The sequence below is a fragment of the Methylococcus capsulatus str. Texas = ATCC 19069 genome (assembly GCF_000424685.1).
GTDB classification, from domain to species: Bacteria; Pseudomonadota; Gammaproteobacteria; order Methylococcales; family Methylococcaceae; genus Methylococcus; species Methylococcus capsulatus.
In genome coordinates, this window is record NZ_AUKJ01000016.1 from 154,454 (window position 1) to 179,131 (window position 24,678).

Sequence of the window (24,678 nt, forward strand, 5' to 3'; positions counted from 1 at the left end):
TTCGAGGTGAGTTGAAGCCGTCGGTGCGGTTATGGCTGGCGACGCTGGCGAATCCGCGTCCGGATCTCCGGATCTTTGCAGTCCGAAAAGAACCGCCGAGCGCGTTGCGGGCTTACACTACCCCAGGGAGATGCGACAACGAGCGGGGCTGGAGGTTCGATGAACAGTGTCTGCAGTCGTGGGCGGCATGTATTTTGGGCTGTGCTGGTGCATGCCGCTCTGTTCGCGGGCTGCGCCCGAAACCCCGCACTTCGGCAGGCCGATGTTCCAGCCGAATTCCGCTCGGCCTCGGTCGTGGGTTATCTGCCGTTTCAAACCCTTCCGAACAGTCGCGCGCTGGTTCCGCCGCCTCCCGCGGAAGGATCGCAAGCGCTTGCACTCGACATGGATTACAGCCGCAGGAGCCTGGCGCTGCGCGATTCCCCGGCGTGGACGCTGGCGATTTCCGACGCTTATCTGATGTTTCCGCATGCGGCGGGCACTTTTTCCTGCGCGCTGGACGCGCCGATCACGGAAGCGGATACGCCGCACCTCTATGTGCTGCTGCGGCGATCATTGATCGACGCCGGGCTTTCGACCTATGCCGCCAGGAATTACTACCGGCGGCCGAGGCCGTTCATGTCGAACCAGGAGCCGATCTGTACGCCGGCGGAGCAGGCCAGGCTGGAGGAGAACGGCTCCTATCCTTCGGCGCACGGGGCGATCGGCATGACCTGGGCGCTCATCCTCGCCGGGCTTTCACCGGAGCGTGCCGCCGAAATCCTTGCCCGCGGGCGGGCGTTCGGACTGAGCCGCGTCGTTTGCAATACGCACTGGTACAGCGACGTGATTCAGGGACGAAACGTGGCTTCGGCGACGGTGGCCAAGCTGCGCGCCAGCCCGGCGTTTCTCGCTGACTTCAGGGCCGCCAAGGCCGAACTCGCTGCGGTGCGCCGCAAGGACCCGAAACCCCAGCGCGCCTGCGGGAGCGAAGCCGCAGCCATGGAGCTGCAGCGGTCGTTGGCGCAGTGAAGGTCGTGCCGGCGCCGGGCGTGTTTCCGGAGGCGGATTTCTTCTGCGTTCACTGTGGAGTCACCCATAATTCCCGGGCGGCTGGAGGACATCGGAAAATGGCTGGAGGGGCTGGTGGCAAGGTCGAGGGATTCTCAGTGAGCAGGGCGAATGATATGAATATGCCGACTTCCTTGTCGGCTGCAAACGTTCCGCACCCCTGTCGGGGTATGTCGACTCGAATAATGCAAGGGGTATTTGCAGCAGTGGTTTTGTTTGCATGCGCAGCGCATGCAGCCGGCTGGAAAGACAGCCGGGAAGTCGGCGATATTTTCAGGCATGCCGGCGTGCATGGCACTTTCGTACTTTATGACGTCTCCGCCCAGACGTTTACCGGTCATGAGAGAAAACGCGCAGAAACCAGATTCGTTCCTGCGTCGACGTTCAAGATTCCAAATACTTTGATTGGACTTGCCACCGGCGCGGTCAAGAGTGTCGATGAAGTCTTGCCCTATGGCGGCGCTCCTCAGCCTTTCAAAAGCTGGGAGAAGGACATGGGGCTGCGCGAGGCGATCGTGATTTCGAACGTTCCGATCTATCAGGAACTGGCCCGGCGTATCGGTCTCGAGCGCATGAAGGACTACGTATCTCGCCTGGATTACGGCAACAGGGAAATTGGCTCTGCGGTGGATACGTTCTGGCTGGCCGGGCCGCTCAAGATCAGCGCGGTCGAGCAAACCCGGTTTCTCGCCAAATTGGCGCTGGGGGAATTGCCGTTTCCGAAAGATATTCAGGGAGCCGTTCGAGAAATCATCCGATTGGAACAAGGCACGAATTGGAAACTCTATGGCAAAACGGGCTTGGGAAATGTTGCCGGAGTCAGGGTGGGCTGGTGGGTCGGCTGGGTGCAACGGGACGATCGCGTCTATGCGTTTGCGCTGAACATGGATGTCCGGAGCGAGTCCGACGTGGGCAAACGGGTGGAGTTGGGTAAAGCCAGCCTGAAAGCATTGGGGTTGCCTTGACCGGCACCGCCGCGGGCTGCCAAGCGTGGGCCCGCGGCGGCCGCACGCCGATCAGAACAAGCCGCTGATCCGGCCGTCGTCGTCGACGTCGATGTGCTCGGCCGCCGGGACTTTGGGCAGGCCGGGCATGGTCATCATGTCGCCGGCGATGGCGACCACGAAGCCGGCGCCGTTGGCCAGGCGGACTTCGCGGATGGCGACGGTATGGCCGCTGGGCGCGCCCTTGGCGTTGGGGTCGGTGGAGAAGGACATCTGGGTCTTGGCCATGCACACCGGGTAATGCCCGTAGTCGGCATTCCACGCTTCGAGCTGGGCCTTGACCTTGGCGTCGGCGCTGATGCCGGCGGCGCCATAGATTTTCGTGGCGATGGTCTCGATCTTGTTCCACAGCGTCGCTTCGTCGCCGTAGACGAAAGTATGCCGGCCCGGCTGGTGGTCGACGATGTCGGCGACCGTCCGGGCCAGCGCTTCCGCGCCCTTGCCGCCCTCAGCCCAGTGGCGGGCGAGGACCGCCTTCACGCCCAACGCCTCGCACTTCTTCATCAGCCACGCGATTTCGGCTTCGGTGTCGAAACTGAAATGGTTGATCGACACCACGCAGGGCAGGCCATAGTGCTCGCGGATGTTGTGGACGTGCCTTTCCAGGTTGGCGAAACCGGCTTCCAGCGCGGCGAGGTTTTCCTGATTCAGGTCTTCCTTTTTCACGCCGCCGTGGAATTTCAGGGCGCGTACCGTGGCGACCAGCACCACCGCGGCGGGGTTCAGCCCGGCCATGCGGCATTTGATGTCGATGAACTTCTCGGCGCCCAGGTCGGCGCCGAAGCCGGCTTCGGTCACCACGTAATCGGCCAGCTTCAGCGCAGTCTGGGTGGCGGTCACGGTGTTGCAGCCGTGGGCGATGTTGGCGAACGGCCCGCCGTGGATGATGGCGAGGTTGTTCTCCAGGGTCTGCACCAGATTCGGCTTGATGGCGTCCTTCAGCAGGGCGGCCATGGCGCCGTGGGCCTTGAGGTCGCGGGCGTAGACCGGGGTCTTGCCGTCGCTCTTGTAGCCGACGATGATGCGGCCCAGCCGCTCCTTCAGGTCCGCCATGCTGGTGGCCAGGCAGAGGATGGCCATCACTTCCGATGCCACCACGATGTCGAAGCCGTCTTCGCGCAGATAACCGTTGGCGGTGCCGCCCATGCCCACCACGATCTTGCGCAGGGCGCGGTCGTTCATGTCGACCACGCGCTTCCACTGGATGCGGCGCGGGTCGATGTCGAGCGCATTGCCGTGGTTGATGTGGTTGTCGATCAGGGCCGAGAGCAGGTTGTGGGCGACGCCGACGGCGTGGAAGTCGCCGGTGAAATGCAGGTTGATGTCCTCCATCGGCACCACCTGCGCATGGCCGCCACCCGCGGCTCCGCCTTTGACGCCGAAGCAGGGGCCGAGCGAGGGTTCGCGCAGGCACATCACGGTCTTCTTGCCGATCCGGTTCAGCGCGTCGCCCAGGCCGACCGTGGTCGTGGTCTTGCCTTCGCCGGCCGGGGTCGGGCTGATGGCGGTGACCAGGATGAGCTTGCCGTCGGGCCGGTCCTTGAGGCCGTCGATGTAGTCGAGCGCGACCTTGGCTTTGTAATGCCCGTAAGGGTCGAGGCTGGCGGCAGGAATTCCTAGTTTCTCGCGGGCCAGATCAATGATGGGCAGCATCTTGGCGCGCTGCGCGATTTCGATATCGGACATCAGGGTTCCTCGTGTTCGTGTTCGGGTCAGGCCGCCGGTCGGGGCCTGAATCGGGGCGCCATATTATCAAGTAGCTGGGGGGGTGGCAGCCAAGCGCGGGTCGCAAGGCGGCCAGAGTCGGCTGGTGCGGTCCGAGGTCGCTCAGCGCCACCAGGCGCCGAGCCGGCGTCCCGAATGAGTCTCCGCAACGGCTTGCACACGGCCTCCTCATCATCGACGATCGCAATGAGGACAGGGTTGGCTTGCTTCATGGTGCGGGAGGTTTGCGACAACTCCACCGAGGCGACATCGGACCTTGGTCTGACGGTCCATTCCTTCGGTGAGCCCGGTGCGACGGCCGTCCGCCTGCGAATTCGCTCGAACCGGCTTTTTTATGCCTCCTTTACGCACTCTTCCGTCATCTTTAGGAGATCTTTATCCCGAAATCGCTAAGCTTTCTCGTCCGAAATTCAAACTGCAGGGGATTTGGAGCTATGGACGTTTTCTATCTCGCGGTATTGATTGGCGTGTCCCTCGTGACGATCGGCTTGGTTCATGGCCTGGAATGCCTGAAGGAGAAAGAATGAGCTGGATTCATCTGTTGAGCGCCCTGCTCGCGCTGGGAGTCTTGGTTTATCTCGTATTCGCTCTCCTTTGTCCGGAGAAATTCTGATGACGGCCAACGGCTTGCTGCAAATCTGCGGGTACCTCGGTGTGCTGCTGGCCCTGGCCAAGCCGCTCGGCCGTTACATGGCCGCGGTGTACGAGGGGAGGTCGGCGACGGTGCGCGTGCTGGCATCGGTCGAGCGCTTCATCTACCGCATCACCGGCATCGATCCCGAGGCGGAAATGCGCTGGACCGGCTATGCCTCCGCCTTCCTGGTGTTCAACCTGCTGGGGGTTTTGGCGGTCTATGCACTCCAGCGGTGCCAGGGGTTCTTGCCGTTGAACCCTCAGGGCCTGCCCGCGGTCGCGCCGGATTCGGCCTTCAACACGGCGATCAGTTTCGCCACAAACACCAACTGGCAGGGCTACGGCGGCGAGACGACCCTGAGCCATCTCACCCAGATGCTGGGGCTGACGGTGCAGAATTTCGTGTCGGCCGCCAGCGGCATGGCGGTGCTGGTGGCGCTGATCCGGGGCTTCGTCCGCAGGAACGCCGACACCCTCGGCAATTTCTGGGTCGATCTGACGCGCAGCATCCTGCACATTCTGCTGCCTTTGTCGTTCCTTCTGGCCCTCCTGCTGATCGGTCAGGGCGTGGTGCAGACCTTCGAACCCTATCGGAACGTCACTCTCGTGGAAGCGACCGGTTACGACAGGCCGAAGCAGGACGATGGCGGTCACCCCCTGGTCGACGCGGACGGCAATCCGGTGACCGGGCACGTCACGGTCAGCGAACAGACGCTGGCTTTGGGGCCGGCGGCGTCGCAGGTCGCCATCAAGCAGCTCGGGACCAACGGCGGCGGGTTTTTCAGCGTGAATTCGGCCCATCCCTTCGAGAATCCGACGCCGTTTTCCAACTTCCTGGAAATGCTGGCGATCCTCGTGATCTCCGGGGCGCTTTGCCACACCTTCGGCGTGATGGTCGGCGATACCCGGCAGGGCTGGGTGATCCTGGCGGCGATGACGCTGATCTTCGTTCCGCTGCTTTTCGTCACCGTCCTCTGCGAGCAGGGCGGCAACCCCGCCTTCGCCGCTTTGGGTGTCGACCCGGCCGGCGGCAACATGGAGGGCAAGGAAACCCGCTTCGGCATCGTCAACTCCGCGCTGTGGGCGACGGCGACGACGGCGGCGTCCAATGGATCGGTCAACGCCATGCACGATTCCTTCACGCCGCTGGGCGGCCTGGTGCCGATGTGGCTGATGCAGTTGGGCGAGGTCGTGTTCGGCGGCGTGGGTTCCGGCCTGTACGGGATGCTGGTGTTCGCCATCGTCGCGGTGTTCGTCGCCGGCCTCATGATCGGCCGTACCCCGGAATACCTGGGCAAGAAGATCGAAGCCTACGAGATGAAGATGGCCGCCATCGTCATTCTGGTGCCGCCCTTGATGGTTCTGGGAGGGACGGCCGTCGCCGTCATGCTCGACGCCGGCAAGTCCTCGGTCTTCAATCCGGGCGCCCACGGCTTCAGTGAAATCCTTTACGCCTTCTCGTCCGCCGGCAACAACAACGGCAGTGCCTTCGCCGGCCTCGCGGCCAATACGCCTTTCTACAATCTCATGCTGGGGCTGGCGATGTGGTTCTCCCGCTACTGGCTGGCGGTGCCGGTGCTGGCGATCGCTGGCGCCTTGGCCGCCAAGAATTATGTGCCGCCCGGGGCGGGCACCCTGCCGACCCATACGCCGATGTTCGTCGGCCTGCTGGTCGGCGTGGTCATCATCGTCGGCGCCTTGACCTTCATACCGGCGCTGGCGCTTGGCCCCATCGTCGAACACCTCATGATGATCGGCGCTAGATAAGAGGAATCGTTCATGATTCATCAAACCGCGAAACCAGGACTGTTCGACCGCGAGATCCTCGCGGAGGCTTTGCTGAATTCGTTCCGCAAGCTGGCGCCGCGGACACAGTTGAAGAACCCGGTGATGTTCGTCGTCTACGTCGGCAGCCTGCTGACGACGGTGTTGTATGTTCAGTCCCTGATCGGTCAGGGTGAGGCGCCTTCGGGATTCATACTGGCGATCACGTTCTGGCTCTGGTTCACCGTGCTGTTCGCCAATTTCGCCGAGGCGGTGGCGGAAGGGCGGGCCAAGGCCCAGGCTGCATCCCTGCGCAGCGCCAAGCGCGACGTCATGGCGAAGAAGCTGGACGAGCCGCGCTACGGCGCCAACTACAGCAAGGTCCCGGGGTCGAGCCTGCGCCGCGGCGACGTGGTGCTGATCGAGGCCGGCGATTTCGTCCCTGCCGACGGCGAGGTGATCGAAGGGGTGGCTTCGGTCAACGAAAGCGCCATTACGGGTGAGAGTGCGCCGGTGATCCGCGAATCCGGCGGGGACTTCAGCGCGGTCACCGGAGGCACGCGGGTGCTGTCGGACTGGCTGGTGGTACGGATCACGGTCAATCCGGGCGAGGCCTTCCTCGACCGCATGATCGCCATGGTCGAAGGCGCCAAGCGTCAGAAGACCCCGAACGAGATCGCCCTGACCATTTTGCTGGTGGCGCTCACCCTGATTTTCCTGATGGCGACCGTGACCCTGCTGCCGTTTTCGATCTACAGCGTGGAAACGGCCGGCGAGGGCCGGCCGATCATGGTCACCGTGCTGGTCGCGCTCCTGGTGTGCCTGATTCCCACCACCATCGGCGGCCTGCTCTCGGCCATCGGGGTGGCCGGCATCGGCCGGATGATGCGCAAGAATGTGATCGCCACCTCGGGCCGGGCGGTGGAGGCGGCGGGGGACGTGGACGTGCTGCTGCTCGACAAGACCGGCACCATCACGCTCGGCAACCGCCAGGCATCGGCCTTCCTGCCGCTGCAGGGGATCGGCCGGCAGGAATTGGCCGACGCCGCGCAGCTGGCGTCGCTGGCGGACGAGACGCCGGAAGGCCGCAGCGTGGTGGTGCTGGCCAAGCAGAAGTACGGCTTGAGGGAACGTGACGTGCGTACCCTGGGTGCCACCTTCGTGCATTTCAGCGCCCAGACCCGCATGAGCGGCGTGAACCTCGAAGGTCGCCAGATCCGCAAGGGGGCGGCCGATGCGATCCGCGTCTACGTGGAGGAGCAGGACGGCAGTTTCCCCGAGGAAGTACAGAAGCTGGTCCATGATGTGGCGCGGCGCGGCAGCACGCCGCTGGTGGTCGCCGAAAATGGGCGGGTGCTGGGCGTGATCGAGCTGAAGGACATCGTCAAGGGCGGCATCAAGGAACGCTTCGTCGAACTGCGCCGGATGGGGATCAAGACGGTCATGATCACCGGCGACAATCCGCTGACCGCGGCCGCCATCGCCGCCGAGGCCGGGGTGGACGATTTCCTGGCAGAGGCGACGCCCGAGGCCAAGCTCAAGCTGATCCGCAGCTACCAGGCGGAAGGCCGGTTGGTGGCGATGACCGGTGATGGTACCAACGACGCCCCGGCCCTGGCCCAGGCCGACGTGGCCGTGGCGATGAACACGGGCACACAGGCTGCCAAGGAAGCCGGCAACATGGTGGACCTGGATTCCAATCCCACCAAACTCATCGAGATCGTGGAGACCGGCAAACAGATGCTGATGACCCGTGGCGCTCTGACCACCTTCAGCATCGCCAACGACGTGGCGAAGTATTTCGCCATCATCCCGGCGGCGTTCGCGACCACGTATCCGGCGCTGAATGCGCTCAATGTCATGGGGCTCGCAACGCCCGCCAGCGCCATCCTCTCGGCGGTGATCTATAACGCCCTCATCATCGTCGCGCTCATTCCGCTGGCGCTGAGGGGGGTGAGCTACAAGCCGGTGGGCGCTTCGGCGCTGCTGCGCAACAACTTGCTGATCTATGGCGTCGGCGGCCTGGTCGTACCCTTCATCGGCATCAAGCTGATCGACCTGCTGCTCGTCGCCCTGGATCTGGTTTAGGGGATGTCCCATGATTCACCATTTCAAACCCGCGTTGCTCATGCTGCTGGTGTGGACCCTGATCACGGGTGTCTTCTATCCGGTGCTGGTCACCCAGCTGGGGCAACTGCTGTTTCCCCGCCAGGCCAATGGCAGCCTGATCGAAAAGGACGGGAAGGTTCTGGGCTCCGAACTCATCGGCCAGCCCTTCGGCGATCCCCGCTATTTCTGGGGCCGCCCCTCGGCGACCGCACCGCATGCCTACAATGCCGGGGCCTCCAGCGGTTCCAATCAGGGGCCGACGAATCCGGCGTTGCTCGCGGCCATCAAGAGCAGGGTTCAGGCGTTGCGGAATGCCGATCCCGGCAATACGGCGCCGGTGCCGGTCGATCTGGTGACGGCCTCCGGCAGTGGCCTGGACCCGCACATCAGTCCCGCCGCCGCGGCCTACCAGGCGGCCCGCGTGGCGCGGCTGCGCAACCTGTCGCTACCCGTGGTCGAGGACCTGGTGAAACGGTACACCGAAGGCCGTCAATTCGGCTTTCTGGGCGAGCCGCGGGTCAATGTGCTCAAGCTCAATCTCGCGCTGGATGCCCTCCGATGAAGGTCATGGTGAACGCTGGAAAATCCCGAAGAGGGCAGTTTCCACGGGCGGTACTGGCTCGATGGACAGGCGCGGCAGGAGGGCCTCCGCGGGAGGAGAGTGAGGGGGGAGCGAGATGGCACCCCATGGGGGCATTTGACACATCGGTTCGGCGCGGACCAGGGGCCGCCCACGGATGGGGATGGTAGCGCCGCCGATGGCCGCGGAACGTCCGGACCCGGATGCCCTGCTCGCCAGGGTCGAGCGCGAGCAGGCCAGGGCGCGGCGGGGCCGGCTCAAGATTTTCTTCGGCGCCGCGGCGGGGGTGGGCAAGACCTATGCGATGCTGGAGGCGGCCCGGGAGCGGCGCGCCGAGGGTATCGATGTCGTGGTCGGACTGGTGGAAACCCACGGCCGCAAGGAGACCGAGGCCCTCCTCGAAGGACTGGAGATGTTGCCGGTACGGACGGTCGAATACCGCGGAACGGTGGTCGGCGAGTTCGATCTCGACGGCGCGCTCAAACGCCGGCCCTCGGTGATCCTGGTCGACGAGCTGGCTCACACCAACACCGCCGGTTCCCGCCATCCCAAGCGCTGGCAGGACGTGGAAGAGTTGCTGCGTGCCGGCATCGACGTCTACACCACGCTCAACGTCCAGCACCTGGAGAGTCTCAACGACGACGTGGGCCAGATTTCCGGCATCCGGGTGTGGGAAACCGTGCCGGACACGGTGTTCGAAGCGGCGGATGAAGTCGAACTGATCGACTTGCCCCCGGACGAGCTGCTGGTCCGTCTCAAGGAGGGCAAGGTCTATCTGCCCCAGCAGGCAGAGCTGGCGGCAGAGAATTTCTTCCGCAAGGGCAACCTCATCGCGCTGCGCGAACTGGCCTTGCGCCAGACCGCGGCTCGTGTCGACGCCCAGATGCAGGACTACCGCGAGGACCACACCATCCGGGAGGTCTGGCAGGTCGGCGAGCGCATCCTGGTGTGCATCGGCCCGAACCCGATGGCGGAACGGCTGATCCGCGCCGGCAAGCGACTGGCGGCCAGCCTCAAGGCGGAGTGGCTCGTGGTGTACGTGGAGACCCCGGCGCTGCAGCGCCTCCCGGCGGAGCGGCGCGATGCAGTGCTGCGCATGCTGCGGCTGGCGGAACAGCTCGGCGCCGAGACCGTCACCCTGAGTGCGCCGGACATGAGCGAGGCCATCATCGATCTCGCCAGGGAACGTAACGTCACCAAGATCGTGATGGGCAAACCTCGGCGGCGCGGCTGGAAGCGCTGGCTGCTGGGTTCGGTGGTGGACACGATCATTGCCGAGGCTCACAACATCAACGTCTACCTGCTGGGCAGTCCGCCGGGTGAGGACCGTGGCCAGGAATCGCTTCAGGCGCCGCAGCCAGGGCTGAGCGCCAAACCGGACCGCGGCGGTGGGGCGGAGTACCGGGGCTATCTGGGAGCGGCGACGGCGACGTTCCTGTGTACTCTGACGGCGAAGGCGATGTTCGGCCGGTTCGAGCTGACCAACCTGGTGATGGTGTATCTGCTGGGCGTCATCTTCGTGGCGACCCGTTATGGGCGCGGGCCGTCCATCCTCGCTTCCATCCTGGGCGTCCTCGCCTTCGATTTCTTCTTCGTGGCGCCGTATCACACCTTTTCCGTCGCCGACACCCAGTATTTGTTCACCTTCGCCGTCATGCTCAGCGTTGCTCTGGTGACCGCCAACCTGATGGCAAACGTCCGCTCCCAGGCCAAGGTCGCTTCCCATCGGGAACGCCGGGCGACCGTCCTGTATGCCATGAGCAAAGAACTGGCGGCGAGCCGGAGCGAGGCCGAGATCGTCCGGATCGCGGTGCGCCAGATCGAAACCGAGTTCGGAGGACGCGCCGTGCTGCTGTTCCCGGACGAAAGCGGAAGGATCGGCTATCCGGTTTCCCCGCTTGCGGAGGAATTCTTGCCGGGCATCGACATGAGCGTGGCCCAATGGGTGTTCGATCACGACGAAATGGCCGGCCGGGGTACCAATACGCTGCCGGGCGCCAGCGGCGTGTACATCCCTTTGACCGGAGCGGAAAAGACCATCGGCGTGCTGGTCATGAAGCCGGTCAACCTGCGGCGGGTTTTCCTGCCGGAGCAGCAAAAGCTCCTGCAGACCTTCGTGAACCTGATCGTGCAGGCGATCGAGCGGGTCCGCCTCGCCGAACAGGCCCGCATCAACCAGGTGCGGATGGAGTCCGAGCGCCTGCGCAATTCCCTGCTCAGCTCGATCTCCCACGATCTGCGCACCCCGCTCGCGACCATCGTGGGCTCGGCGAGCACCCTGGTCGAAGGCGACTACGCCCTGGAGCCGGAGGACCGGCGGGAGCTCTGTCGGGCGATCTACGACGAGTCCCGCCGCATGGCCAGCCTGGTGAACAATATCCTGGACATGGCCTGGTTCGACGCCGGGGTGGTCAAGCTCCATCTGCAGTGGCACGTTCTGGAGGAAATCGTCGGCACCGTGTTGACGCGCTTGAAGAAGCAGCTCGAACGGCGCCCGGTGACGGTGCGCCTGCCGCGGGATGCCCCCTTCGTCTACGTGGATTCGGTGATGCTGGAGCAGGTGCTGGCCAATCTGATGGAGAATGCCATCCGCTACACGCCGGAAAATAGTCCCATCGAGATTGCCGCCGAGGCCACGCCGTTCACGATGACCATCACGGTTTCCGACCACGGGCCTGGCATTCCCAAAGGTCAGGAGGAGCTCATCTTCGAAAAATTCTACCGGGTCCACCGCGAAGGCCCGCAAAGCGGTGTCGGTCTGGGACTCGCCATCTGCCGTGCCATCGTGGAGGCGCATGGCGGTTACATCCGCGCCAGGAACCGGGCCGGCGGTGGAGCGGTATTCACGATCGTCCTGCCGCTGCGGGAGTCGCCGCCCCGGATCGAACCGGAAGCCGAGCCGGCGGAATAGACCATGCCCGGCCCCAATCCCGTCGTTTTGGTCATCGAGGACGACCCGCCGATGCGACGGTTCCTGCGCACCAGTCTGCGCAGCCAGGGTTTTCAGGTGTATGAAGCCGATACCGGCAACCGCGGCATCATCGAGGCCGGGCTACGCCGGCCGGAGGTCGTCGTTCTCGACCTCGGCCTGCCGGACAGGGATGGCGTCGAGGTCGTCAAGGCGCTGCGGGAATGGACCCTGCTGCCCATCATCGTGTTGTCGGCCCGCAGCACGGAGGAGCACAAGATCGAAGCCCTGGATGCCGGCGCCGACGATTACCTGACCAAACCGTTCGGCATCGGCGAACTCTTGGCCCGCATCCGGGTGGCCCTGCGGCGTTCGGCCGGCGGGACCGTGAATGTCCCGGACGAGGGAGGCGCCGGCGGAGGCTTGCGGATCGACTTGCTGCGGCGCACCGTGGCGGTCGGTGATCGGGAGATACGCCTGACCCCCACCGAATACCGTCTGCTCGCCGCGCTGGCGCGCCACGCGGGCAAGGTGCTGACCCACCGCCAACTGCTGTTGGAGGTCTGGGGGCCCAGCCATGTAGAGGATTGCCATTACCTCAGGATCTACATGAGCCAGCTTCGGCAGAAGCTCGAAACCGATCCGGCCAAGCCGGAATACCTGATCACGGAGTCCGGGGTAGGATACCGCCTGAAAGTATGAGAATGGCGGAGAGGGGGGCTAAAACAGCGCCAGTTGCCGTTGTCCGGGCGGCGTGAAAAGGTCGCTGACCAAGCCGGGCGGTTCCTCGGTCAGATCATGGCGTTTCAGCGCCAGGCGGAAGCGGCGGGCGAGGAGCGCCGCGTAGTCGCCGCTCCCGACCTGGCGCCGGCCGAAGCCGGAGTCGTAGATCCTGCCGCCGTGGGCGAGTGTGACCAGGCTGAGAGTGTGAGCGGCTTTCAGCGGGTAGTGCGCGGTCAGCCATTCCGCGAACAGGGATTCGACCTCCCGCGGCAGCCGCAGCAGGATGTATCCCGCCGATACGGCGGCGTGCTCGGCCGCCTTTTCCACGATGCGTTCCATCTCGCTGTCCGTGAGCCAGGGAATGATCGGCGCGATCATCACCTTCACCGGCACTCCGGCTGCGGCGAGGCGCGCGACGGCCAGCAGCCGCCGGTGCGGGGCCGAGGCGCGGGGTTCGAGCTTCAGGGCCAGTGCCTTGTCCAGCGTGGTGATGGACACCTGCACGTTGGCCAGGCCTGCCGCTGCCATCTCGCTGAGGATGTCCAGATCGCGCTCGATCAGGGCGGATTTGGTGGTGATCGTCACCGGGTGGCGGGCGCGCTGCAGGACTTCCAGCACTTGGCGGGTGATCCGCCACTCGCGCTCGATGGGCTGGTAGGGATCGGTGTTGGCGCCCAGGGCGAGCGGTGAGCACCGGTAGCCGGGACGGGCCAGCTCCTTTTCGAGCAGGGCTGGTGCGTCGGGCTTGGCGAACAGCCGGGTCTCGAAATCCAGCCCCGGCGACAGTCCCACATAGGCGTGGCTGGGGCGGGCATAGCAGTAGATGCAGCCATGTTCGCAGCCGCGGTAGGGATTCAGTGACTGATCGAAAGGGATGTCCGGCGACTGGTTGCGGGTGACGACGGAGCGGGAGGTTTCGACGCTGACCGCGGTCGCCAGCGGCGGGGGTTCTTCCGGAAACCAGCCGTCGTCCACCGCCTCCCGGGTCGTGGCAGAAAATCGGGAAGCCGCGTTGCTGACGGCGCCGCGGCCGTGGCGCGGACTGCCGGGTTTCATGGGCCGGGCGTTCCCATACGCCTCACCGCCTGCCGCAAGTCGGGCAGGAGGGGTTCCTGCCCAGCCTGACTTCATGCCATTCCAGCCGCAGCGCATCGAAGACCACGAGGCGGTCGCTACGAACGCCGGGAAGGCCCAAAAGCAGTTTGATGGCTTCCAGGGCTTGCAGGCTGCCGATGATGCCGGGCAGCGCTGCGACGACGCCGTTGCGGGCGCAGCTTGCATCCGGTTCGCCGCCCTGGGGATAGAGACAGTTGTAGCAAGGGTTCACGCCATCGCCGGGCGTGAATACGGCGAGTTGTCCCTCGAAGCGGATCGCGGCGCCCGACACCAGCGGGGTGCGGGTGGCCACGCAGGCCGCGTTGACGGCGAAGCGGGTGGCGAAGTTATCGGAGCAGTCCAGGACCACATCGACCGCGCCGGCCCATTCCTCGAGGGCCGCTGCGGAGAGGCGTTCGGCGACCGGCTCGATCCGCACGTCTGGATTCATGCGCCGCAGCCGTCCGGCACAGGCCTCGGCCTTGCCCCGGCCGATGTCCGCCGTGTCGAAAGCGATCTGACGCTGGAGGTTGGAGAGATCGACGGCGTCGAAATCGCTTATGACCAGCCTGCCGACACCGGCGGAAGCCAGATACATGGCGGCCGGCGAGCCCAGTCCGCCCAGGCCGATGATGAGAGCGCTGGCGCCGAGCAGCCGGTCCTGACCTCCGGCATCGACCTCGGGAAGCATGATCTGGCGGCTGTAGCGGAGGAGTTGAACGTCGTCCATCGCGGGCTCGTGGTGTCGCGGAGTCGCGATTATAGCGCCGCCGCCGTCTCACGATGTGGTCCGGTTTGTTGGCCATGCCGCTGGGGTAAACTGGTCGGCCGCTATTGCACAAGCGTCGAAGAATCACAGCCATGATTTTACTCGCCATCGAGACCGCGACCGAAGCCTGCTCGGCAGCACTGTACCAGGACGGCGCCGTCCTGGAGCGCCACGAGGTGGCTCCCAGGGAGCACAACCGGCTGATCCTGCCCATGTTGGAGTCGCTGCTCGCGGAAGCCGGCATGGCACTGGGGCGGGTGGACGCCATCGCGGTCGGGCGGGGGCCGGGTTCGTTCACGGGGGTCCGCATCGCTGCGGGGGTGGCGCAGGGGATCGCCTTCGCGCTGGATCTCCCGGTCGCTCCGGTCTCGACCCTCGCCGCCCTGGCCGACGAGGCGATCGCCGAGACGGGCTGCGAATACGCCTTTCCGTGCATCGACGCGCGCATGGGCGAGGTCTATTTCGCCGTCTACCGTCGGGATGCGGAAGGCTACCCCGAATTGCTGGGGCAGGAGCGTGTTCTGGCGCCCGGCCGGGTGGATTTTTCGTCGGCGGCAGGGACTGGCGCAGGAACCGGAAGCGGCTGGGCCACTTACCGGGCTTGCCTGAGCGGCCTGGCCGGCGGGCGGCTGGACTCGGTCCTGAGTGGCCGCTTTCCCCGCGCCGCGGCGGTCGCCCGCCTGGGTGCCAGGATTCATGCCCGGGGAGGCAGCGTTCCGCCGGAACAGGCTCTGCCGGTTTACCTCCGCGACGATGTCGCCAAGAAGCCGAAGCCCTGAGGCGGGACGCCGCGTATCGGCCGTCGCGGCTCCTGTAGTACACTAACCGCATGGCGCAATATTTCGAGGTGCATCCCCACACGCCGCAGCAGCGGCTGATCCGCCAGGCCGCGGAGATCGTCCGCCAGGGGGGGGTGATCGTCTATCCGACCGATTCGTCCTATGCCTTCGGCTGTCAGCTGGACCGCAAGGATGCCCTGCATCGCATCCGCACCATCCGCCAGCTGGACGAGGAGCATAATTTCACGCTGATCTGCCACGATCTTTCCCAGGTATCGGCTTTCGCCCGGATCAACAACGAAGCTTTCCGTCTGATCAAGACCTTGACGCCAGGGCCCTATACTTTCCTGCTGGAGGCCACGCGCGAGGTGCCGCGCCGCCTCCAGCATCCCAAGCGCAAGACCATCGGGATCCGCCTGCCCGACAACGCGGTTTCGCGGATGCTGGTGGCCGAGCTGGGTGAACCCCTGTTCAGCTCGACCCTGATCCTGCCAGGCGAGACCGAAGGACTCGCCGATCCCGAGGACATCCGGGAGCGAGTGGGGACGCGGGTGGAACTGATCCTCGCCGCGGGCGTCATACCCTTCGCGGAGACCACGATCGTCGACCTGACCGGCGAGTTTCCGGTCATCGTTCGCCAGGGCAAAGGCAGTATCGGCTTCCTGCGCGCCTAGCCTTTTCATCCTTTTTCACTTCGGGTCTGATCACACGATGGATGATCTTACTTTGGTTCAGCGTTTCAGCGTCTGGGTGTTGCCGGTGCTGTTCGCGATCACCCTCCACGAGGTGGCACACGGCTGGGCTGCCAGCAGGCTGGGTGACAACACTGCCAAGCGCCTCGGCCGCCTGTCGCTGAACCCGCTGCGGCACATCGATCCGGTCGGGACTCTCCTGGTGCCGGGGCTGCTGCTGGCTTTCGGGGGTTTCATCTTCGGCTGGGCCAAGCCGGTGCCGGTGGACTGGGGGCGGCTGCGCCGGCCGCGCCGTGACATGGCGCTGGTGGCGGTCGCCGGACCCGGAGCCAACCTGGTGATGGGCCTGGGATGGGCGATTCTGCTGCGGCTGGCCACGGAGCTGCCCGAAAGCCTGGGCTACGTGGCTCTGCCCCTCGGGTTGATGGGGAAGGCCGGGGTGACCATCAACAGCGTGCTGATGGTGCTGAACCTGCTGCCGATTCCGCCGCTGGACGGCAGCCGGGTCGTTTCCACCCTCCTGCCGCTGCGGGCGGCGATCCAGTACGGCCGGCTCGAGCCTTACGGCTTCTGGATCCTGCTGATCCTGATCTACACGGACATGCTGGGACGCATCATGGTTGGGCCGCTGCTGCTGGTCCAACATCTGATCTATACCGTCGTCGGTTTGGCCGGAGGCGCATGACCGGGGCGGCGCCCGCCCCGGAAGTCCTGGAGCCGGTCGCGCGGGTCAAGGGTGCGCCGGTCGGTCAGTTGCCGGAAGATCTGTACATTCCGCCGGACGCGCTGGAAATCTTTCTCGAGACCTTCGAAGGTCCGCTCGATCTGTTGCTGTATCTGATCCGCAAGCAGAATTTCGACATCCTCGACATCCCGATCGCCGAGATCAGCCGCCAGTACATCGGTTACATCGAGATGATGGACAGCCTGCGAATGGAACTGGCGGCGGAGTACCTGCTGATGGCCGCGATCCTGGCCGAGATCAAGTCCAGGATGCTGCTGCCCCGGCCGAAGGAGACGGAAGCCGAGGAAGAGGATCCGCGTGCCGAACTCGTGCGGCGCCTGCAGGAATACGAGCGTTTCAAGGCCGCGGCGGAACGGCTGGACCGGCTGCCTCGGCTGGAGCGCGACCTGTTCGAAGCCGGGGCGGGGAGCGACGACATCCCGGTGCCGAAGGTCTATCCGAGCATCGCCATGAAAGACCTCCTGTCGGCCTTCCAGGACGTCCTCAAGCGCCTGAACCACACCCGCCATCATCACATATGCCGGGAATCCCTGTCGGTGCGCGAGCGTATGAGCATGATCCTGGAGCGCCTGGCGGGCAATGCGACGCTGGCTTTCGAAACCCTGTTCCCGCTGCACGAGGGTCGGCCCGGGGCGGTGGTGTCGCTGCTGGCCGTGCTGGAACTGGGCAAGGAACGGCTGATCGAAATCATCCAGGACGAGCCCCTCGGCGCCCTGCGGGTGCGCGCTGTGGCCGCTACCGGAGGCGACTGAGGTGGATCTCAAGGCCATCCTCGAGGCGGCACTGTTCGCGGCGCAAAGGCCGCTTTCTCTGGCCGAGCTGGAAGCGCTGTTCGGCGAGGACGAGCGGCCCGCCACGGAGGAGATCCGCCTGGCGCTGGCGACGCTGGCAGACGAGTATGCCGCACGGCCGCTGGAACTGCGCAAGGTGGCCAGCGGCTACCGGTTCCAGGTCCGCGCCGCCTATGCACCGTGGATTTCCAGGCTGTTCGAGGAGCGGCCCGGACGCTACTCGCGCGCTCTGCTGGAGACTCTGGCGATCATCGCCTACCGCCAGCCGGTGACGCGCGGTCAGATCGAAGAGATTCGCGGTGTCGCGGTCAGTTCGGGGATCATCCGGACGCTCACCGAGCGGGAATGGGTGACCGTGGTCGGCCATCGCGACGTTCCCGGCCGCCCGGCGCTGTTTGCGACCACACCCCAGTTTCTCGATCATTTCAATCTCGAATCCCTGGCGGATTTGCCGGCCCTGCCGGAATTCGCCGTATCACCGGAGTTAGAAGATGTCCTTGCCGCCGCGCAAACCGACCCGACCCATCCGTCCGAGGAACCGCCCGATCCAGCCGACGCCGGGGCCTGAGCCAGCCGAAGCCGGCGAGGGCGAGCGTATCCAGAAAGCGCTGGCGCGTGCCGGTTTCGGCTCCCGGCGGGAGATCGAAGCACTGATCCGCGACGGCAAAGTTTTCCTCAACCGCCGGCCGGCCCATCTCGGCGATCGCTACCGCAAGGGTGACCAGATCATGCTGAACGGCCATTTGGTCAACCTCGAAAAGCGTCTGCAGGCATTCACCCGTGTGCTGCTGTACCACAAGCCGGTGGGCGAGCTGGTCAGTCGGCGCGATCCGGAGGGCCGTCCGGTGATCTTCTCGCGGTTGCCGCGTCTGGAGCTGGGCCGCTGGGTGGCGGTCGGACGGCTGGACGTGAACACCCAGGGGCTGATCCTCCTGACCAACAACGGCGAACTGGCCCATCGTCTGATGCACCCGTCCCACGCAGTCGAGCGCGAGTACGCCGTCCGGATCCTGGGAACGGTCAGCGAGGCCGTCATCGAAAGGCTGCTCGACGGGGTGCAGCTCGAAGACGGTCCGGCGCGCTTCGAATCGGTGGCAGAAGCCGGGGGAGAGGGCGCGAACCGCTGGTTTCACGTGGTGGTCCGGGAAGGACGCAACCGGCTGGTGCGGCGTCTGTGGGAATCGCAGAATCTGGTCGTGAGCCGTCTCATCCGGGTGCGCTACGGCGACATCGTTCTGCCGCCGCGGCTGCGCGCCGGGGCCTCCATCGAGCTGGAAGGGGAGGCTCTGGATGGTTTGCTGCGTTCCGTGGGGCTTCCGCCGGTGACGCCGGAAACCCCGCAGAAGCGTCGCTTCGGCGGGGAGACGCGGGGCCGGGAAGAGAGGCGGCGCAACCGGCGGAGCGCGCTTTCTGGGAAGCGGTGAAGCCGGTATGATGCAGCCCCAGCGCTGCCGGGCCGGCGAGGAGAGCGCTCCGGATTCGGGAGAAGGACGTATTCGATGAACACCCATATCGTTTGGCATCAATCCACCGTAACCCGCGGTCAGCGCGAACGGCAGAACGGTCACAAGAGCTTCATTCTCTGGTTCACCGGGCTCTCCGGCGCCGGCAAATCGACCCTCGCGCATCGGGTCGAGCAGCTTCTGTTCGAGCAGGGCTGCAGAACTTACGTCTTCGACGGTGACAACGTCCGCCACGGCTTGTGCTCGGACCTGGGGTTCAGCGCCGAGGACAGGTGCGAGAACATCCGCCGCATCGGCGAGATGAGCAAGCTGTTCGTCGATGCCGGCGTGATCGCCCTGACCGCCTTCATCTCGCCCTTTCGCCGCGACCGCGATCTGGTCAGAGCCCTGGTCGAGCCCGGTGACTTCGTCGAAATCTTCTGCGATGCCCCCCTCGAAGTCTGCGAGCAGCGCGATGTGAAGGGGCTGTACCGCAAGGCGAGGGCCGGCGAGATTCCGGAGTTCACCGGGATTTCATCGCCCTACGAAAAGCCGCTTGCTCCGGAGATCACGGTGCGGACCGGGGAGGACGGCCTGGATGAATGCGCCGGGCAAATCCTGGAATATCTCGAGAAGAAAGGAAAGATCAACCTGAAAACGACAAGGTAGGACAACATGGCAAAAGTCATCAGAAAAGCCGTTTTCCCGGTCGCGGGGCTGGGGACCCGCTTCCTGCCCGCCACCAAGGCCAGCCCGAAGGAAATGCTGCCGGTGGTGGACAAGCCGTTGATCCAATATGCGGTGGAAGAAGCCGTGGCGGCCGGCATCGACGAGATGGTGTTCATCACCGGCCGCAGCAAGAACGCGATCATGGACCATTTCGACAAGGCCTACGAACTCGAGACGGAACTGGCGGCGCGAGGCAAGGACGACATCCTGAACATCGTCCGGAACATCATTCCGCCGCACGTCACCTGCATCTACATCCGTCAGGCCGAAGCGCTGGGGCTGGGCCATGCCGTCAACTGCGCCAAGGCGGTCATCGGCAACCAACCATTCGCGGTGCTGCTCGCCGACGATCTCATCGACGGCAACAACCACGGCGGCTGTCTGTCACAGATGGTCCGGGTATTCGACAAATGGCAGTGCTCGGTGCTGGGCATCGAGCGCATCGATCCCGGCGACACTCACAGCTACGGCATCGTGAAGACCAGTCCGATTGAGGCCGGGCTGGACAAGGTCGAAGCGATCGTGGAAAAGCCGCGGCCCGAGAACGCGCCATCCAACCAGGCCGTGGTGGGACGCTACATCCTCACGCCGGCGATCTTCGACAAGCTTGCCAATGTCTCGCGCGGCGCGGGCGGGGAAATCCAGCTCACCGACGCCATCGCCATGCTGCTCAACGAGCAGACGGTGTTGGCCTACGAATTCAACGGCAAGCGTTACGATTGCGGATCGAAGCTGGGCTATCTCATCGCCACGGTGGAACAGGGCCTGCAGCATCCCGATTTGCGGGCTGGCTTCGAAGCCTATCTGCGGAGTCTGCAGCTCTAGGATGCGCGGTGGGGCATTGCCGGGGACGTCTCCCGGCAATGCCTGTCGGTCATTTGGACAGGGTGGTCGCCAGGCGTTCCATGGCCTTTTCCAGATTGGCCATGCTGGTGGCGATGGAGAGACGGACGTGGCCCGGTGCGCCGAAAGCCGAGCCCGGCACCACGGCCACGCCGCCCTGTTCGATCAGGTATTCGGACAGCGCCACGTCGTCCGCCAGATGCAGCCTGGCCATCGCCGCTTCGACATTCGGCAGGACATAGAAGGTGCCGTGGGTTTTCAGGCAATCGACGCCGGGGATGGCGTTCAGTCTTCCGACCACGAAGTCGTGCCTTTCCTTGAAAGCCTCCACCATGCCGGCGATGAAGCCCTGCTCGCCATTGAGCGCGGTCTCTGCCGCGACCTGCGAGATCGAGGTGGGATTGGAGGTGCTCTGCGACTGGATGTTGGTCATGGCCTCGATCAGCCGCTCGGGTCCGGCTGCGTAGCCGATGCGCCAGCCGGTCATCGAGTAGGCTTTGGACACGCCGTTCAGCACCACGGTCCGCTCGTACAGGTCCGGACAGACGTTCAGGATGTTGCTGAATCCACCTTCCCAGAGGATGTGCTCGTACATGTCGTCGGTGGCGACGACGACATCGGGAAACCGCCGCAGCACCTCACCGAGGCCGGCCAGCTCGTCCGCGGTGTAGGCCATGCCGGTGGGATTGGATGGACTGTTGATCACGAACAGCCGGGTTCTGGCCGTCAGCGCGGCTTCCAGTTGTGCCGGCGTGATCTTGAACGCCTGCTGTTGCCCGGCCTCGACGATCACCGGGACGGCGCCGGCCAGCAGCACCATGTCCGGATAGGATACCCAGTAAGGCGCCGGGATGACGACCTCGTCGCCGGGGTTGAGCAGGGCCTGGGCCAGATTGTAGAAACTCTGCTTGCCGCCGCAGGACACCAGGATCTGATCGAGCGCGTAATCCAAGCCGTTTTCGCGTTTGAATTTCGCCTGGATCGCCTGCTTGAGGCCGGGCGTTCCATCGACCGCCGTGTATTTGGTGAAACCCTTTTCGATGGCCCGGATGGCCGCCTGTTTGATATGGTCCGGCGTGTCGAAGTCCGGTTCGCCCGCGCCCAGTCCCACGATGTCCTTGCCGGCGGCGCGCATCGCGGCGGCGCGGGCGGTGACGGCGAGGGTCGGGGACGGCTTGATGGACTGGACGCGGTCGGAAAGTCGTATGCTCATTGGTTTCGCGGATTGGCTGGAAAATTCGAGGCGTTATGTTACCGGTTAGGCGGCTTTCCTTGAACTCCGCGGGTGGAAAATTTGTCATTATCCCGAGGGTATCCATTCCGTCACACCGGCTTCGGCTATCCTTGAAACTCCCCCCGCCAGTGACTCGTTCCCCGGAGGATTGAATACGCCATGTTGCCTGGAAGCGGCCACTGCCTGGCCCAACCGGTCGAGCAAAGCTCGAAACTGCCGCGCGCCCAGAAATCCAAGCCGTTCTTGCTGCGAAGCGGTTATGCGCCGTCGGGCGATCAGCCGGAGGCCATCCGGCGTCTGGTCGAGGGCCTGAACGACGGCGAGTTGCACCAGACGCTGCTCGGCGTGACCGGTTCGGGCAAGACTTTCACCATTGCCAACGTGATTGCCCAGGTTCAGCGCCCGACCCTGATCCTGGCGCACAACAAGACGCTGGCGGCGCAGCTTTACGGCGAGATGAAGGAATTCTTCCCCGAGAATTCGGTGGAATACTTCGTGTCCTATTACGACTACTACCAGCCCGAGGCCTATGTGCCGGCCTCCGACACCTACATCGAAAAGGATTCGTCGCTGAACGAGCACATCGAGCAGATGCGGCTGTCGGCGACCAAGGCGCTGATCGAGCGGCATGACACCGTCATCGTCGCGACCGTGTCCTCCATCTACGGCCTGGGCGAGCCGGCCTCCTATTTCGAGATGGTGCTGCACCTGGTGCGCGGTGACATGATCGACCAGCGCACCCTGGTCCGGCGTTTGGCCGAGCTCCAGTACACCCGTAATGAAGCCGAACTGCGGCGCGGCAGCTACCGTGTCCGGGGCGACGTGATCGACATCTACCCGGCCGAGTCGGAGAAGGAAGCGCTGCGGGTCGAGCTGTTCGACGACGAGATCGAGCGGCTGTCGCTGTTCGACCCCTTGACCGGCGAGGTCATTTCCCGCATCGCCCGCTACACCGTCTACCCCAAGACCCATTACGTCACTCCTCGGGAGAAGCTGCTGCAGGCGGTGGAAGAGATCAAGGTCGAACTCAAGGACCGGCTGGAGCATCTCCGCAGCCAGCACAAACTGGTGGAAGCCCAGCGCCTCGAACAGCGGACCCTGTTCGACGTCGAAATCATCCTGGAGGTCGGCTATTGCTCGGGCATCGAGAACTATTCACGCTTCCTGTCGGGCCGGGCGCCGGGCGAACCGCCGCCGACCCTGTTCGATTACTTGCCGGACGATGCGCTGATCGTGATCGACGAGAGCCATGTCACCGTGCCGCAGATCGGCGCGATGTACCGCGGCGACCGCTCCCGCAAGGAAACGCTGGTGGAGTATGGCTTCAGGCTGCCGTCGGCGCTCGACAACCGGCCGCTCAAATTCGAGGAATTCGAGGCGCGGGCGCCGCAGCGGATCTATGTCTCGGCGACGCCGGGCCCCTATGAACGGGCCCACTCCGGGGCGGTGGTGGAACAGGTCGTGCGCCCCACCGGCCTGGTCGATCCGGAAGTCGAGGTCCGCCCTGCATCGACCCAGGTCGACGATTTGCTGTCGGAGATCCGCTTCCGGGTGCAGGGGGGCGAACGCGTGCTGGTGACCACGCTGACCAAGCGCATGGCCGAGGACCTCACCGAGTACCTGATGGAACACGACGTGGCCGTGCGCTATCTGCACTCCGACGTGGACACCGTGGAACGGGTGGAAATCATCCGCGACCTCCGGCTCGGCAAGTTCGACGTCCTGGTGGGCATCAACCTGCTGCGCGAAGGTCTCGACATCCCGGAAGTGTCACTGGTGGCCATCCTCGACGCCGACAAGGAAGGGTTCCTGCGCTCGGCGGTGTCGCTGATCCAAACCATCGGCCGGGCCGCCCGCAACCTGCACGGCAAGGCCATCCTCTATGCCGACAAGGTGACGCAGTCGATGCAACAGGCCATCGGCGAGACCGAGCGTCGCCGGGCCAAACAGATCGCCTACAACGAAAGGCATGGCCTGACCCCAAGGGGCATCACCAAGTCCGTGACCGACATCCTGGAAGTGTCCATTCCGGGAGGCTCCGCGGGCTCGCGAAAGCAGGCGGCCCGCGTCGCCGAACCTGGCGCCGGGTACAAGGTGGCCAAACCGGCGGAGGCGGCCAGGCTCATCAAGCAGCTCGAAGAAAAGATGTATGCGCATGCCCGCGATCTGGAGTTCGAGGAGGCGGCCAGGCTGCGCGACGAGATCCAGCGGATCCGGGAGAGCGCACTGATGGCGTGAAGTTTGCTTGGTCTCCGTTCGGCCGGGACGCGGAATCGCCGACCGGAAAACCAGAAACGGAACGGGGGTAAAACATGGCGCAACGCATCATCGTCTGGGATCTCGCCACGCGGATATTCCACTGGTCGCTGGTGACCAGTTTTTTCGGCGCCTACCTGTCGGCGGACAGCGACTACCGGGTGCTGCACGTGATGTTCGGCTACACCATCCTCGGGTTGATCGGTTTCCGCCTGCTGTGGGGCTTCGTCGGCCCGCGCTATTCCCGCTTCAAGGATTTCGTGCGCGGCCCGCTCGCGATCTTCCGCTACCTGAAGAGCCTGTTGTCCAAGCATCCCGAACATTACGTCGGCCACAATCCGGCGGGTGCCGTCGCCATCGTACTGCTGCTGCTTCTCGGCATTCTGGTCTGCGCTTCCGGATTACTTTCTTACGACGAACGCTGGGAGGATGCTCTGAAGCGCTTCCATGCCCTGCTTTCCAATTTCATGCTGGTGATCGTGTTCGTGCATATCGTGGCGGCGATTGCTTCCGGCTTCCTGCATCACGAAAACCTCGTGCTTTCCATGATCACGGGCTGGAAGGAAGGGGAGGCCGGACAGTCCATCCCCGGCAAGCGGCCCTGGGCGGGACTGGTGCTCGCTGTCGCCATCGTGTCGTTCTGGGTACTCGCTCTACCGGCCACTCCCTTCCAGTCGGAGGCCGGCTCCGGAAATGATCGGGTCGCGGAAGAGGCGGTCGTCGCCGGAAAGGCGGCGAAGCCGGTCGCGATGTCGTCGAAGTCCGAACGGCTTTGATGCGCACCGGAACGGCGGCGATGTCGAACCC

Annotated in this window: 22 protein-coding genes; 18 read left to right on the forward strand and 4 right to left on the reverse strand. The window is 64.7% G+C overall.

Annotated features, from left to right (window positions below; translation table 11 throughout):
- Window positions 1-159 precede the first annotated feature (159 nt).
- Together H156_RS0102915 and blaOXA are read left to right on the forward strand one after the other, a co-directional pair.
- Window positions 160-1,011, forward strand: coding sequence for an acid phosphatase (locus H156_RS0102915; RefSeq protein WP_010961453.1), 852 nt, complete (start codon window positions 160-162; stop codon window positions 1,009-1,011).
- Window positions 1,012-1,235: 224 nt separating this feature from the next.
- The gene (blaOXA, locus tag H156_RS0102920) at window positions 1,236-2,015 is read left to right on the forward strand and encodes a class D beta-lactamase (protein ID WP_026045825.1); all 780 of its coding nucleotides are present in this window, start codon (window positions 1,236-1,238) and stop codon (window positions 2,013-2,015) included.
- A 51-nt stretch (window positions 2,016-2,066) separates the two neighbouring features.
- On the opposite strand, the gene H156_RS0102925 is transcribed toward blaOXA, so the two are convergent.
- Window positions 2,067-3,740, reverse strand: a complete 1,674-nt coding sequence (locus H156_RS0102925; protein ID WP_010961451.1) for a formate--tetrahydrofolate ligase — start codon at window positions 3,738-3,740, stop codon at window positions 2,067-2,069.
- Window positions 3,741-4,302: 562 nt separating this feature from the next.
- Here H156_RS0102925 and H156_RS15705 point away from each other — a divergent pair.
- From H156_RS15705 to H156_RS0102960, 6 genes are all read left to right on the forward strand, one after another.
- Window positions 4,303-4,392 (forward strand): potassium-transporting ATPase subunit F, encoded by a 90-nt coding sequence (locus tag H156_RS15705; RefSeq protein WP_017364446.1) that lies wholly within the window; start codon window positions 4,303-4,305, stop codon window positions 4,390-4,392.
- Window positions 4,392-6,179: a potassium-transporting ATPase subunit KdpA gene (gene kdpA / locus H156_RS0102940; RefSeq protein ID WP_017364447.1), complete on the forward strand. Its 1,788-nt coding sequence runs from the start codon at window positions 4,392-4,394 to the stop codon at window positions 6,177-6,179. Before H156_RS15705 ends, kdpA begins: the two co-directional genes overlap by 1 nt.
- Window positions 6,180-6,191: 12 nt before the next feature.
- Window positions 6,192-8,264, forward strand: a complete 2,073-nt coding sequence (kdpB, locus tag H156_RS0102945) for a potassium-transporting ATPase subunit KdpB (RefSeq protein ID WP_017364448.1) — start codon at window positions 6,192-6,194, stop codon at window positions 8,262-8,264.
- Between the two features lie 10 nt (window positions 8,265-8,274).
- Entirely contained in the window at window positions 8,275-8,847 is a 573-nt protein-coding gene (kdpC, locus tag H156_RS0102950) for a potassium-transporting ATPase subunit KdpC (protein ID WP_017364449.1), read from the forward strand.
- 196 nt (window positions 8,848-9,043) lie between these two features.
- Complete coding sequence (locus tag H156_RS0102955; protein WP_017364450.1) at window positions 9,044-11,776, forward strand: sensor histidine kinase; 2,733 nt, start codon at window positions 9,044-9,046, stop codon at window positions 11,774-11,776.
- 3 nt (window positions 11,777-11,779) lie between these two features.
- Window positions 11,780-12,475 carry a response regulator gene (locus H156_RS0102960; protein WP_017364451.1) on the forward strand — a complete coding sequence of 232 codons (696 nt, stop codon included), beginning with the start codon at window positions 11,780-11,782 and terminating at the stop codon, window positions 12,473-12,475.
- A gap of 18 nt (window positions 12,476-12,493) precedes the next feature.
- Here H156_RS0102960 and H156_RS0102965 read toward each other — a convergent pair whose 3' ends face one another.
- On the reverse strand, window positions 12,494-13,552 hold the full coding sequence (locus H156_RS0102965) for a PA0069 family radical SAM protein (RefSeq protein ID WP_017364452.1): 1,059 nt from the start codon (window positions 13,550-13,552) through the stop codon (window positions 12,494-12,496).
- Window positions 13,553-13,574: 22 nt separating this feature from the next.
- A complete protein-coding gene (locus H156_RS0102970) occupies window positions 13,575-14,321 on the reverse strand; it encodes a HesA/MoeB/ThiF family protein (protein WP_017364453.1) in 747 nt (248 codons plus the stop codon).
- Window positions 14,322-14,452: 131 nt separating this feature from the next.
- Between H156_RS0102970 and tsaB the strand changes: the two genes are divergently transcribed.
- From tsaB to galU, 8 genes are all read left to right on the forward strand, one after another.
- Window positions 14,453-15,139 carry a tRNA (adenosine(37)-N6)-threonylcarbamoyltransferase complex dimerization subunit type 1 TsaB gene (gene tsaB, locus H156_RS0102975; RefSeq protein WP_017364454.1) on the forward strand — a complete coding sequence of 229 codons (687 nt, stop codon included), beginning with the start codon at window positions 14,453-14,455 and terminating at the stop codon, window positions 15,137-15,139.
- 50 nt (window positions 15,140-15,189) lie between these two features.
- Window positions 15,190-15,813, forward strand: a complete 624-nt coding sequence (locus tag H156_RS0102980; protein WP_017364455.1) for an L-threonylcarbamoyladenylate synthase — start codon at window positions 15,190-15,192, stop codon at window positions 15,811-15,813.
- A 37-nt stretch (window positions 15,814-15,850) separates the two neighbouring features.
- Window positions 15,851-16,516: a site-2 protease family protein gene (locus tag H156_RS0102985; protein ID WP_036245942.1), complete on the forward strand. Its 666-nt coding sequence runs from the start codon at window positions 15,851-15,853 to the stop codon at window positions 16,514-16,516.
- Complete coding sequence (locus H156_RS0102990) at window positions 16,513-17,328, forward strand: segregation and condensation protein A (protein WP_017364457.1); 816 nt, start codon at window positions 16,513-16,515, stop codon at window positions 17,326-17,328. Before H156_RS0102985 ends, H156_RS0102990 begins: the two co-directional genes overlap by 4 nt.
- A 1-nt stretch (window position 17,329) precedes the next feature.
- The gene (gene scpB / locus H156_RS15710) at window positions 17,330-17,935 is read left to right on the forward strand and encodes an SMC-Scp complex subunit ScpB (protein WP_017364458.1); all 606 of its coding nucleotides are present in this window, start codon (window positions 17,330-17,332) and stop codon (window positions 17,933-17,935) included.
- Window positions 17,859-18,791 (forward strand): 23S rRNA pseudouridine(2605) synthase RluB, encoded by a 933-nt coding sequence (rluB, locus tag H156_RS0103000; protein WP_017364459.1) that lies wholly within the window; start codon window positions 17,859-17,861, stop codon window positions 18,789-18,791. Before scpB ends, rluB begins: the two co-directional genes overlap by 77 nt.
- Before the next feature lie 75 nt (window positions 18,792-18,866).
- Window positions 18,867-19,478 (forward strand): adenylyl-sulfate kinase, encoded by a 612-nt coding sequence (gene cysC, locus H156_RS0103005; protein WP_017364460.1) that lies wholly within the window; start codon window positions 18,867-18,869, stop codon window positions 19,476-19,478.
- Window positions 19,479-19,484: 6 nt separating this feature from the next.
- Window positions 19,485-20,363, forward strand: a complete 879-nt coding sequence (galU, locus tag H156_RS0103010) for a UTP--glucose-1-phosphate uridylyltransferase GalU (RefSeq protein ID WP_010961435.1) — start codon at window positions 19,485-19,487, stop codon at window positions 20,361-20,363.
- 49 nt (window positions 20,364-20,412) lie between these two features.
- Here galU and H156_RS0103015 read toward each other — a convergent pair whose 3' ends face one another.
- Window positions 20,413-21,594 (reverse strand): pyridoxal phosphate-dependent aminotransferase, encoded by a 1,182-nt coding sequence (locus H156_RS0103015; RefSeq protein ID WP_017364461.1) that lies wholly within the window; start codon window positions 21,592-21,594, stop codon window positions 20,413-20,415.
- A gap of 180 nt (window positions 21,595-21,774) precedes the next feature.
- Here H156_RS0103015 and uvrB point away from each other — a divergent pair, with 180 nt between their 5' ends.
- Both uvrB and H156_RS0103025 read left to right on the forward strand, forming a co-directional pair.
- Entirely contained in the window at window positions 21,775-23,853 is a 2,079-nt protein-coding gene (gene uvrB, locus H156_RS0103020; RefSeq protein WP_017364462.1) for an excinuclease ABC subunit UvrB, read from the forward strand.
- 74 nt (window positions 23,854-23,927) lie between these two features.
- The gene (locus tag H156_RS0103025; protein ID WP_017364463.1) at window positions 23,928-24,647 is read left to right on the forward strand and encodes a cytochrome b/b6 domain-containing protein; all 720 of its coding nucleotides are present in this window, start codon (window positions 23,928-23,930) and stop codon (window positions 24,645-24,647) included.
- The last annotated feature ends 31 nt before the right edge of the window (window positions 24,648-24,678 follow it).